This window comes from Streptomyces johnsoniae, from assembly GCF_031845565.1.
GTDB classification, from domain to species: Bacteria; Actinomycetota; Actinomycetes; order Streptomycetales; family Streptomycetaceae; genus Streptomyces; species Streptomyces johnsoniae.
In genome coordinates this window covers 1-12883 of record NZ_JAVREV010000027.1, presented here as the reverse complement: position 1 = coordinate 12883, position 12883 = coordinate 1, and the positions used below count along the sequence as shown (strand labels likewise).

The 12883-nt window shown below is 76.4% G+C and carries 2 protein-coding genes and 2 pseudogenes; 1 reads left to right on the top strand and 3 read right to left on the bottom strand.

What is annotated here, in order from left to right; translation table 11 throughout:
• Positions 1-32 precede the first annotated feature (32 nt).
• Positions 33-677, top strand: a complete 645-nt coding sequence (locus RM779_RS31830; RefSeq protein ID WP_311621270.1) for a TetR/AcrR family transcriptional regulator — start codon at positions 33-35, stop codon at positions 675-677.
• On the opposite strand, the pseudogene RM779_RS33920 reads toward RM779_RS31830, so the two are convergent.
• From RM779_RS33920 to RM779_RS31820, 3 genes and pseudogenes are all read right to left on the bottom strand, one after another.
• Positions 613-1194, bottom strand: a pseudogene (locus RM779_RS33920) (alpha/beta fold hydrolase); the annotation flags it as partial. The gene RM779_RS31830 and the pseudogene RM779_RS33920 sit on opposite strands and share 65 nt — an antisense overlap.
• A gap of 249 nt (positions 1195-1443) precedes the next feature.
• Positions 1444-9915 (bottom strand): annotated as a pseudogene (locus RM779_RS31825) (type I polyketide synthase); the annotation flags it as partial.
• Positions 9916-9956: 41 nt separating this feature from the next.
• The coding region (locus tag RM779_RS31820) for a type I polyketide synthase (protein WP_449657317.1) at positions 9957-12883 on the bottom strand (2927 nt) is incomplete at its 5' end.

The following is a 12883-nucleotide window of genomic DNA, read 5'->3' as shown; positions in this document are numbered from 1 at the left end:
CCGTACGGTCGGTCGCGACGTAAGCTGATCACATGTCCGTCGCACCGCTGCGGGGTGGCCAGGCCCGCATGGATGAACTGCTGACCACCACGCTCGATGTCCTCAAAGAGACCGGCTACGAGCGGCTGACCATCGACGAGGTCGTGTCACGTGTCCACGCGAGCAAGGCCACCGTGTACCGGCGGTGGCCGTCCAAGTCGGCGCTGGTCGTCGCCGCGTTCGTGCACGCGGTCAGCCACCTGCCGGCCGAGTACGACACCGGCAGCCTCCGCGGCGACCTGCTGGCGGGCATGGACGACCTGCTGAACGAGATGGAGCGGCTGGCCGACGTGATGGCCGGGCTCATCGACGAGAAGCGGCGGAACGAGGAGCTGGCGACTGCGCTGCGGGAGGGCTTCCTCGACACGCGCAGGCAGGTGGCCGCGGGGGCGTTCGCGCGCGCCAGGGAGCGCGGCGAGATCGCCCCGGACGCCGACGTCGAGATGCTGTGGCAGATCGCGCCCGCCCTCGTGATGTTCCGCTGGCTGATGATGGGCGAGTCCGTGCCGCGCGAGGAGGGGCACCGGCTGGTCGACGAGGTGGTGCTGCCGCTGGCCCGCGCGGGCCGCCCCGTCAGCGCGCCAGCCACTCCTCCACCGCCGCCGCCGCCGCGGCGGCGTGCTCCTCCATCATCGTGAAGTGGTCGCCCGGCACGTCCACCGCGTCGTGCGGGTGCTTCCACGTGGCCTGCCACGGCTCGTTCTCCGGCAGCCCGGGGAGCGGTTCGCCGGAGCGGACCAGCAGCGTCGGCGCGGCGACCGGCGAGGGCGTCCAGTCGAAGCCCATGTAGCGCCCCATGGCCGTGAGCCACGCGTCGTCCTCGCCGCCCAGCATGCGGTCCTTGCGGTCCTGGATGCCGCGGACGACCGCCGGGATGAGCCGTTCCAGCAGCTGCGTCTCGTCCGGCGGGTAGCTGTCCAGCAGGACGACGCCGGCCGGGGCGGTGCCCGCGGCCTGGAGTTCCTCGGCGACGGCGTGTGCGACGAAGCCGCCGGAGGAGTACCCGACCACCACGAACGGTGTCCCCGCGGCGATCCGCAGCGCCGTCGCCGCGTGGGCGCGCGCCAGGGCGCGGGCGGTGGCGGCGACCGGCTCGCCGGTGCGGAACCCGGGGTGCGGCAGGGCGACCACCGTGCGCCTGCCGCGGAGCGCGGCGGCGAACCGCGCGTACTGGTGCGGTCCCGAGACGCCGATGACCGGCGGCAGGCACAGCAGCAGCGGTCCTTCGTCGCCGCCCGCGAGCCGCACGCCCGCGGCGTCGCCCGGCGCGTCGTCGAAGGCCGGGCGGAAGCGGGACAGCGCGTTCATGGCGCCCACGAACTCCCTGATCTCGCCGCGTTCCACGGCGTCCGCGAACAGCGGCAGCAGGCTGCCGCCCCCCGCCGGCCCGCCGTTCGCCGCGCCCGGCGTCGCCGCCGGGGCGGCGGCGGCCTCGCCCAGCTCGGTGTGCAGCCGCCGCGCCAGGTCGGCCGGGGTGGGGTGGTCGAACACGAGGGTGGGCGGCAGCGTCAGGCCGGTGGCGGTGCCGAGCCGGTTGCGCAGTTCGACGGCCGTCAGCGAGTCGAAGCCGAGTTCACCGAAGCCCGCCTCGGCGTCGACTGCGTCGGCCGCGCCGTGGCCCAGGACGGTCGCGGTCTGCTCGCGCACCACCTCCAGCAGTGCGGCGAGCCGTTCGCCGTCCGGCAGGGCGGCGAGCCGCTGCCCGGCGCCCGGGTCGGCCGCGTGCTGCGCGGCCCGCCGCACGGCGGGCCGCACCAGGCCGCGGAAGAGGCCGGGAACGGGCACGCCCGCCGCCTCCGCCTGGGCGCCGAGCGCGTCGAGGTCGAGACGCACCGGGACCAGCGCGGGCCGGTCCTGCATGGCGAGGGCGGTGTCGAGCAGCGCCAGGCCCTGTTCCGCGGTGAGCGGCACGATGCCGCCCCTGGCCATGCGGCGCAGGTCCGTCTCGGTGAGCGCCGTCATGGTGCTCGCGGGTGCCCAGGTGCCCCAGGCCAGGGACACGGCGGCCCGGCCGGCGGCGCGGCGGCGCGCGGCCAGTGCGTCGAGGAAGGCGTTCGCCGCGGCGTAGTTGGCCTGGCCGAGGCCGCCGAAGGTGCCGGAGGCGGAGGAGAACAGGACGAACGCCTTCAGGTCCAGGCCCGCGGTCAGCTCGTCGAGGTGGGCGGCGGCGTCGGCCTTCGGCCGCAGCACGCGCGCCAGTTGCTCGTCCGTCAGCGACACCGCGAGACCGTCGTCGAGGGCGCCGGCGGCGTGCACGACGGTGGTCAGCGGGTGCTCCGCCGGAACGTCCGCGAGGAGCCGGGCGAGCGCGTCGCGGTCGGCGACGTCGCAGGCGACCGTGGTGACCGCCGCGCCGAGCTTCTCCATTTCGGCGGCGAACTCGGCCGCGCCGTCGGCCCGTTCGCCGCTGCGGCTGGCCAGCAGCAGGTGCGTGGTGCCGTGCCGGGTCACCAGGTGCCTGGCGACGAGCCGGCCGAGGGTGCCGGTGCCGCCGGTGATCAGCGCGGTGCCCGGCAGCGCCTCCGGCGACGCGTCGGCGGCGCCGGGCGCGGGGGCGAGCCGCGGCACGTGGACGGCGCCGGAACGGATCGACAGCTGCTCCTCGTCGGCGACCGCCAGGGCCGCGGCGACGTCCCGCCACGGCACCTCCTCGTCCGTGCCCGCCGCGTCGAGCAGCGTCAGCCGGCCCGGGTTCTCCGACTGCGCGGACCGCACCAGGCCCCACAGCGCGCCCGCGGCCGGGTCGGCGTCGGCGCCGCGCGTGAGCAGCGTGAGCCGCGCGGCGGCAAGTCCGGGCGCGGTCAGCCAGTCGCGGACCAGCGCCAGTGTCCGGCGTGCCGCCTCGTGCGTGCGCCGCGCCAGGTCCTCGCTCGTCTCGCCGGGGCCTGCTGGTGCCGGGCCGTCGGCGAGGGCGAGGACCAGTTCGGGCGCGGGGGTGCCCGCGGCAACGGCCGCGGCCAGCTCGGCCAGGTCGTGGTAGGCGTCGACGGGCACGCCGACGGCCTGGAGCCCTTCCGCGGCGGCGATGCCGCCCAGCGCGGCCCACCGGCCGGGGGCGGGCGCGGGCGGCGCCGTGGCGGCCAGGGGCGTCCAGGCCGTCTCGTACAGCCAGGTGCGGGCGGCGTCGGTCCGTTCCCCCGCCCGCTTCACGGCGTCGACGTCGACGGGCCTGGTCACCAGGGCGTCCGCGGTCAGCACCGGCCGCCCGGCGCCGTCGGCGATGCGCACCGCCATCGCGTCGCCGCCGCTGGCCGTCAGGTGCACCCGCAGGGTCGCGGCGCCCGTGGCGTGCAGGTCGACGCCCGCCCAGGAGAACGGCAGCCGCACCGCGGTGTCGGCGCGGCCGGCCGCCGCGGCGTGCAGCGCGGCGTCGAGCGCCGCGGGGTGCAGGCCGTAGCGTTCGGCCTCGGCGCGTTCGCGTTCGGCGAGCCGCACTTCGGCGAACGTGTCCTCGCCGCGGCGCCACACGGCGGCAAGGCCCTGGAATGCGGGGCCGTAGTCGTAGCCCGCCTCCGCGAGCCGCTCGTAGGCGCCGTCCAGGCCGACGGCCTCGGCGCCCTCGGGCGGCCACGCCGCGAACACCCCGTCCGCCGGGGCGTCGCCGGTCGCCGGGGCCAGCAGGCCGTCGGCGTGCCGCAGCCACGGCTCGTCGTCGGCCTGCCGGGTGTGGATGCCCAGGGCGCGCCGCCCGCCGGGGCCCGGCGGGTCGACGACGAGCCGCAGCTGCACGCCGCCGCGTTCCGGCAGCACCAGCGGGGTGTGCAGGGTCAGTTCCGCGACGCGCGCCGCGCCGGTGGCGGCGCCGGCGCGCAGCGCCAGTTCGAGCAGGCCCGCGCCCGGCACCAGCACCGTTCCGGCGACGGCGTGGTCGGCGAGCCACGGCACGTCGGTCACGGCGAGCCGCCCGGTGAGGACGAGGCCGCCGTCGGGCAGCGCGACGTGCGCGCCGAGCAGCGGGTGCGGCTCGCCCTCGGCGCCCGCGGCGGCGAGGTCGCCCGCGCCGCGCCCGGGGGCCAGCCAGTAGCGGCTGCCCTCCCAGGGCTGGGTGGGCAGAGCGACGCGCCTGCCGCCCGGCGCGGCGGCCGCGAGGTCGACGCCGACGCCGTGCACGTGGGCCTCGGCGAGTGAGGTGAGGAAGCGTTCGGTGCCGCCCTCGTCGCGCCGCAGCGAGCCGAGCGCGACGATGTCGCGGCCGAGGGACGCCGCGGTCTCCTGGAGGCTGAGGGTGAGCACCGGGTGCGGGCTCAGCTCGATGAACGCGCGGTGGCCCGCCGCCATCAGCGTCCTGGCGGCGCGGTCGAACCGCACGGTGCGCCGCAGGTTCGCGAACCAGTAGGCGGCGTCGAGTGCTTCGGTGCCGGTGAGGTCGCCGGTGACGGAGGAGCAGAACGCGACGTCGGACGGCCGCGGCTCGATGCCGTCGAACGCGGTGTCGATCTCGAAGCGCAGGGCCTCGATGTGCGGCGAGTGCCCGGCGGCGGTGGCGGCGGCGATGCGCCGCACCTTGACGCCCGCGTCGCCCAGTTCGGCCAGCAGCCCCTCGACGGCCGCCGGGTCGCCGGAGACGACCGTGCTCCCCGGGCTGTTGACGGCGGCGACCGAGACCCGCCCGGCCCACCGTTCCAGATGCGACTCGACCTGCTCGTGCGGCATCAGGACGGAGCCCATGGCGCCGGTGCCGGCCAGCCGCTGGTAGGCGCGGCTGCGCAGCGCGGCCAGCCGGGCCGCCTCCTGGAGGGTGAGCGCGCCCGCGGAGCAGGCGGCGGCGATCTCGCCCTGGCTGTGGCCGAGTACGGCGGCCGGGCGCACCCCGTGGGCGCGCCACAGCGCGTCGAGGGACACCATGACGGCGAACAGCGCGGGCTGCACCACGTCCAGGCGCTCCATCGACGGCGCGTCCGGCTCGCCACGGATCGCGGCGGTCAGCGACCAGTCGATGTACGGGTCGAGCGCCTGCTGGCACTCGGCGAGGCGGTCGGCGAAGGCCGGTGCGCCGTCGAGGAGTTCCATGGCCATGTTGGTCCACTGCGAGCCCTGCCCGGGGAAGACGAACACGGGCCTGGCCGCGTCCGCCGCGGCCTGGCCGGTGACGACGGACGGGTGCGGGCGGTCCTCGGCGAGGGCGGTCAGCGCCTCGGCCAGCCCGGCCCGGTCGCGCCCGAGGACGGCGGCGCGCCGGGTCAGCGCGGCGCGCCCGGTGGCCAGCGAGTGCGCCACGTCGACGGGCCGGCCGGTGCGCTCCCGCGTCAGGTGCCGGGCGAGCCCGGCGGCCCGGGCGCGCAGCGCGGTCCCGGTCCTGGCCGAGACGGGCAGCGCCACGAACGGCCCTGGCCCGGCCGCTTCCTCGCCCTCTCCGCCGCTTTCGGTCCCGGGGCCGGCCGGCCGGTCCTCGGGGGCGGGCTCCTCAAGCAGCACGTGCGCGTTGGTGCCGCTGACGCCGAACGACGACACGCCCGCGCGGCGCGGACGGCCGCCGGGGCCGCCGGGCCACGGGGTGGCCTCGGCGAGGAGGGCGACGGCGCCGCGGGACCAGTCGACGTGCGGCGTGGGCTCCTTGAGGTGCAGGGTCGCCGGCAGGGTGCCGTGCCGCATCGCCTCGACCATCTTGATGATGCCCGCCACGCCGGCGGCGGCCTGGCTGTGCCCGATGTTGGACTTGATGGAGCCCAGCCACAGCGGCCGTTCGGCGTCGCGGTCCTGGCCGTAGGTGGCGATGACGGCCTGGGCCTCGATCGGGTCGCCGAGGCGGGTGCCCGTGCCGTGGGCCTCCACCGCGTCGACGTCCGCCGGGGCGAGTCCGGCGTCGGCGAGCGCGGCGGCGATGACGCGTTCCTGGGAGGGCCCGTTGGGCGCGGTCAGGCCGTTGCTCGCGCCGTCGGAGTTGACGGCGGAGCCGCGGACGACGGCGAGCACCTGGTGGCCGTTGCGGCGGGCGTCGCCGAGCCGTTCGACGACGAGCATGCCGACGCCCTCGGAGAAGCCGGTGCCGTCCGCGGCCGCGTCGAACGGCTTGCAGCGGCCGTCCTCGGCGAGGCCGCGCTGCTTGGCGAGCGCGACGAACGGCGTCGGCGAGGGCATCACCATGACGCCGCCGGCCAGGGCCAGCGAGCACTCGCCCTCGCGCAGCGCGCGGGCGGCCAGGTGCAGCGCGGTCAGCGAGGAGGAGCAGGCGGTGTCGACGGTCAGCGACGGCCCTTCGAGGCCGAAGGTGTAGGACAGGCGGCCGGAGATGACGCTGCCGGTGTTGCCCGTCATCAGGTAGTTCTCGACGCCGTCCGGCAGTTCCGCCGTGTCGGAGCCGTAGTCCTGGGTGGCGGCCCCGACGAACACGCCCGCGTCGCTGCCGCGCAGCGCCGACGGGTCGATACCGGCCCGTTCCAGCGCCTCCCAGGCGACTTCGAGCAGCTGACGCTGCTGCGGGTCCATGGCCAGCGCCTCGCGCGGGTTGATGCCGAAGAACGCGGCGTCGAACAGGTCGGCGCCGTCGATGAAGCCGCCTTCCCTGCCGTTCGTCGTGCCGGGGTGGTCCGGGTCGGGGTGGTAGATGCCGTCGAGGTCCCAGCCGCGGTCGTCGGGGAACGGGGTGATGCCGTCGCCGCCCGCGGCGAGCAGCTGCCACAGGTCCTCGGGGGAACGCACGCCGCCCGGGTAGCGGCAGCCCATGCCGACGATGGCGATCGGCTCGTCCGCGGTACTGCGGGACGCCGCGACGGCCCGCAGCCGTGCGGCCCGCGCGGCGCCGGAGGTGCCCGCGGCCTCGGCCGCGAGGTGCGCGGCGGCGGCGCGCGCCGTCGGGTGGTCGAAGACGAGGCTGGCGGGCAGGTCGACGCCGGTGGCGGCGACGAGGCTGTTGCGCAGTTCGACGGCGGTCAGCGAGGTGAAGCCCATGTCGCTGAAGGCGACGTCGGGTTCGACGGCGCCGGCGTCGGCGTGGCCGAGAACGGCGGCGACGTGGCGGCGTATCAGGTCGAGGGCCGCCGCCTGCCGTTCCTCGGGCACGAGGCCGCCCCAGGGGTCGCCCGGCGCCTCGTCGCCCGCCTGCGCCGCCGAGGCCACCGGGGCCACCGGGGCGGGCGCGGTCGCGGCTGTGGTCGTGGAACCCGCCGCGACGGGCCCGGCGTCCAGCCAGTAGCGCTCGCGGGCGAACGCGTACGTCGGCAGGTCGACGCGGCGCGGCGCGAGCCCGGCGTGGAACGCCTCCCAGTCGGGCTGCCGCCCCACGGTGTGCAGCCGTGCCACGGCCGTGGTGACGTCGGTGACGGGGTCGCCGTCCGCCCGCAGCGTCGGCAGGAACCGCGTGTCCGCGTCCGCGGGCACGCAGCCCTGCCCCATGCCGGTCAGCACCCCGTCGGGCCCCACTTCGAGGCAGGCGCTCACGCCGTGGCCGAGCAGGGCGGCGACCCCGTCGGCGAAGCGGACGGTGCCACGCATGTGCCGCACCCAGTAGTCGGGGGTGCCGATCTCCGCGAAGTCGGCGAGCGCGCCGGTCACGTTGGACACCACCGGAACGGTGGGCCGGTGGTAGGTGACGCCGTCCGCGACGGCGCGGAAGTCGTCCAGGACCCCGGCCAGATGCGGGGAGTGGAACGCGTGGCTGACCTTGAGGTCCTTCGTTCTGCGGCCCTTGTCCCGCCAGGCCGCCGCGATCCTGGCGACCTCGTCGGCGTCGCCCGAGATCACCACGGCCGAGGGCCCGTTGACGGCGGCGAGCGACACCAGGTCCGCGTTCCCGCTGAGGAACGGCTCGATCTCGGGCTCGCTCGCCTCGATCGCGGCCATCGCGCCGCCGCCGGGCGCCGCCGCCATCAGGCGGCCGCGGGCGACGACGAGGGCGCAGGCGTCGGGCAGCGTCAGCAGCCCGGCGACGTGCGCCGCGGCCAGCTCGCCGACGGAGTGCCCGAGAACGGCGTCGGGCCGTATGCCCCAGGTGGCGAGCAGCCGGGACAGCGCGATTTCCAGCGCGAACAGCGCCGGCTGGGCCAGGTCGGTGCCGTGCAGCGCCTCGGCCTGCGGCGTGCCGGGCTCCGCGGCAAGCAGGTCGCGCAGCGACCGGCCCAGCAGCGGGTCGATGTGCGCGGCGACCTCGTCGAGCGCCTCGGCGTAGGCGGGGAACGCCCCGGCGAGCGCCGCGCCCATGCCGGGCCGCTGGCTGCCCTGACCGGTGTAGAGGAACGCGAGCCTGCCGCGGCGGGCCCGGCCGGTCCACGCGCCGGGCGCCGGGTCGCCCGCGGCCAGCGCGGCGCAGGCCGCCAGGAGGCCGTCCCGGCCGTCCGCCACCAGCGCGGCGCGATGCTCCATCGGCGTCCTGGTGCCGGCCAGCGAGTGGGCGATATCGGCGAGCCGCGCCCCGGGCCGCTCCCGCAGGTGCGCGCCGAGACGTTCGGCCTGGCCGCGCAGCGCCGCCGCGGAGCGGGCGGACAGCGGGAACACCAAGGGCCTTGCCGGACCGTCCTGTTCGACGACGGTGCCGAACTCGGACTCGGGCTCCAGCTCGGGCTCTGGCTCGGGCTCGGCGTCCTGGGCCTGCTCCAGCAGCACGTGCGCATTGGTGCCGCTGACGCCGAACGACGACACGCCCGCGCGGCGCGGACGGCCGCCGGGGCCGCCGGGGCCGGTCCACGGGACGGGCTCGGTGAGCACCCGCACGGCGCCGGAGGACCAGTCGACGGCCGGGGTGGGCCGGTCGACGTGCAGCGTCCTGGGCAGCACCCCGTTGCGCAGCGCCTGCACCATCTTGATGACGCCGGCCACGCCCGCGGCGGCCTGGGTGTGCCCGATGTTCGACTTGACGGAGCCGATCCACAGCGGCCGTTCGGCGTCGCGGTCCCGGCCGTAGGTGGCGAGGAGCGCCTGGGCCTCGATCGGGTCGCCCAGCGTGGTACCGGTGCCGTGCGCCTCCACCGCGTCGACGTCCGCGGGTGCGAGACCGGCGCTGTCCAGCGCGGCGCGGATGACGCGCTGCTGCGCCGGGCCGCTGGGCGCCGTCAGGCCGTTGCTGGCCCCGTCCTGGTTCACCGCGCTGCCGCGGACGACCGCGAGCACCGGGTGCCCGTTGCGCCGCGCGTCGGACAGCCGCTCAAGCAGCAGCACGCCGACGCCCTCGCCCCAGCCGGTGCCGTCGGCGGCCTCCGCGAACGCCTTGCACCGCCCGTCGGCCGCGAGACCGCGCTGGCGGCTGAACTCGACGAACGCCGTCGGCGTGGCCATCACGGTGGCGCCGCCCGCGAGCGCCATGCTGCACTCGCCGCCGCGCAGCGCCTGGACGGCCAGGTGCAGCGTCACCAGCGAGGCCGAACAGGCCGTGTCAACCGTCACCGCCGGCCCCTGGAGGCCGTAGGTGTAGGCCAGCCTGCCGGAGACGACACTCGCCGCGGTGCCCGTGATGAGGAAGCCCTCGGCACCGCCCGCGGCCCCGGGAAACAGCGCGGCGTAGTCCTGGCCGTTCGTGCCCATGAAAACACCGGTGCTGCTGCCGCGCAGCGCGTCGGGCATGATGCCGGCCCGTTCGAACGCCTCCCACGACGTCTCCAGCAGCAGCCGCTGCTGCGGGTCCATCGCCAGCGCCTCACGCGGGCTGATGCCGAAGAAGCCGGGGTCGAACGCGCCGGCGTCGCGCAGGAATCCGCCGCTGCGCGCGGCGCCCCCGGACGGCTCGCCGTCCGCCGGTTCCCCGTCCGCCGGCGCGGCGAGGTCCCAGCCGCGGTCGTCGGGAAACGGCGACAGCGCGTCCTCACCCGACTCCAGCAGCCGCCACAGGTCCTCGGGCGACTCGACGCCGCCGGGGAAGCGGCAGCTCATCGCGACGATCGCGATGGGCTCCCTGGCGGCCTCCGCCAGCTCCCGGTTCTGCCGGCGCAGCTTCTCGGTTTCCTTCACCGAGGCCCGGAGCGCGGCAACGACGTTCGCCTCGGTGCCGGTCATTGCTGATCCCCCGTCTTTCCGTATGCGGTGTCGTCGGTGTCGTCGGTGTCGTCGGTGTCGTCCGTGCCGTTCGTGTGGTTCGAGCCGTTCGTATGGTTCGAGCCGTTCGTGTGGTTCGGGCCGTCCGTGCCGTCCCCGTCGTCGCTGAGGACCAGCTGCACGAGGTCGGCGACGCTCATGCCGTCGATCTCCTCGTCCTCCAGCTCGCGTTCCTGCGCCGTACCCGCGGGCTCCGCCGCCCGTTCCGGGGCTGGCTCCTCGGCCAGGTTCCGCAGCGCCTCGTACAGCCCCGACTCCTTGAGGCGGGTGAACGGGATGCGGTCCAGGAGGCGGCGCAGCTCCGCCGCGCCTTCGGCCGGGCCGGTATCCGCCGGGGCCAGCTCGGCCAGCAGGTGGGCGGTGAGGTCGTCGATCGTCGGGTGGTCGAACGCGAGCGTCGTGGGCAGCCGCAGCCCGGTGGCCGCGCCGAGCCGGTTGCGCAGGTCAACGGCCGTCAGCGAGTCGAACCCGAGGTCGCGGAACGCCCGCCCCCCGTCGACGCTGTCGGGCGCGGCGTGGCGCAGCACCGCGGCGACGTGGCCGCGCACGAGCCCGGACACGATCTCCTGCCGCTCCTCGGCGTCATGCCCGGCGAGGCGCTCCGCCAGTCCCTGGCCGGGCGCGCCGTCGTCGGCCGCGGGCGCCGCCTCGGGCAGTTCGTCGAGCAGCGGGGCGGGCCGCACGGCCCGCAGCGCCTGCGCGAACGTGCCCCACTCGATCGCGGCCACGCCGACGGCCGTCTCGTCCTCGTCCAGGGCGGTGTGCATCGCGGCGACCGCGCGCTGCGGGTCCATGGGCGCGACGCCGCGCTGCCTGAGCCGTTCGCCGACCTCGCCGGTCGCGAGCCCGGCCTCGGCCCACGCGCCCCACGCCAGCGACGTGGCGGGCAGGCCCTCGGCACGGCGGCGCTCCGCGAGCGCGTCGAGGAACGCGTTCGCCGCCGCGTAGTTGGCCTGGCCGACATTGCCGACGGCTCCGGCGAACGAGGAGAACAGCACGAACGCCGACAGGTCCAGGCCCGCGGTCAGCTCGTGCAGGTGCAGGGCCGCGTCCGACTTGGGCCGCGCCACGGCGGCGAACCGCTCCGGTGTCAGGTCGTCCAGCGCCCCGTCGTCCAGCACGCCCGCGGTGTGGAACACGGCCGTCAGCGGCCGGTCTTCCGGCACGTCCGCCAGGGTGCGGGCGAGCGCGTCGCGGTCGCCCGCGTCGCACGCGGCCACCGTCACCGCGGCGCCCAGGCCGCGCAACTCCTCGGCCAGGTCGGCCGCGCCGGGCGCGCCGTCCCCGCGGCGGCTGAGCAGCAGCAGGTGGGCGGCGCCATGGCGCGCCAGCCAGCGGGCCACGTGGGCGCCGAGCGCGCCGGTGCCGCCCGTGACCAGCACCGTTCCCTCGCCGGGGCGCCACGTGCCGGCCGCCGCGGCGGCGGGCGCCCTGGTCAGTCGGCGGGCAGCCAACCCTGCGGGGCGTACGGCGAGTTGATCCTCCTGACCGGCGGCGCCGGCGAGCACCGCGGCGAGCCGCGCGACGGCGGCCTGATCGGCCTGGCCGGGCAGGTCGACGAGCCCGCCCCAGCGCTCGGGGTGCTCAAGGGCCGCGACGCGGCCGAGGCCCCACAGCCGCGCCTGCCGCGGGTCGGGCGGGGCGTCGGCCGTGCCCGTTGTGACGGCCTGGCGGGTCAGCACCCACAGCGGGGCGGCGATGCCCGCACGCGCCAGCGCGCCGGGCATCGCGGCGGTGGCGGGCAGCGGGTCGCCCGCGTCGGCCAGGGCCAGCAGCGACACCACCCCGGCGACCTGCGAGCCGGGCGGCCCGGCCTCGCCGGCCGCGGCAACCACGACGTCGGCGCCCGCGCCCTTCAGACCGTCGGCGACCGCGGACATGGCGTCGTTCTCGACGGCGCCGGAGGGGGTGAACAGCAGCCACGTGCCCGCGAGGGCGGGGGGGTGCGCGGGCTCGCGCACCGGCCGCCAGGCGACGCGGTACAGCCAGTCGTCCGTGGCCGTCCCGCGGCGGCCGGGCGGCGGCGCGTCGAGCCAGTAACGGCGGCGCTGGAACGGATACGTCGGCACATCCACCCGCCGCGCACCCTCAAACACCCGCGCCCACTCCACCGCAACCCCATGCACCCACGCCTCCGACACCGACACCAAAAACCGCCCCAACCCACCCTCACCACGCCGCAAAGAACCAACAGCCACCCCATCCTCAAACCCCGGCACCAACACCGGATGCCCACTGCACTCAATAAACACCCCACACCCATCCCCCTCGGCAGCACCCACCGCATCAACAAACCGCACCCGCTCCCGCAAATTCATAAACCAATACTCCGCATCCAACCCCGCCGTATCAAACAACCCACCCGTCACCGACGAATAAAACGGCACCCGACCCGACCCCGGCACCAACCCAGAAAGATCCTCCAGAATCCGATCACGAATCGCATCCACCTGAGCCGAATGCGACGCATAATCCACCGGAACCCACCGCCCACCCAACCCCACCAACTCACCCAGAGCCGCAACCTCCCCCGACACCACCGTCGACGCCGGACCATTCACCGCCGCCACCGACACCCGACCCCCAAACCGCCCAATCAACTCCTCGACATCCGCCACCGGCAGCTGAAGGGACACCATCCCCCCACCGCCCGCAAGCCCACGCGCGATCGCCCGAGACCGCAACGCCACCACCCGCGCACCATCCTCCAGAGACAAACCACCCGCCACCACCGCCGCCGCAATCTCCCCCTGACTGTGACCCACCACCGCAGCAGGCACCACACCCAACGACTCCCACAACCCCGCCAACGCCACCATCACCCCCCACAACACCGGCTGCACCACATCCACCCGCTCCAGCCACCCCTCACCCCCACCCAACA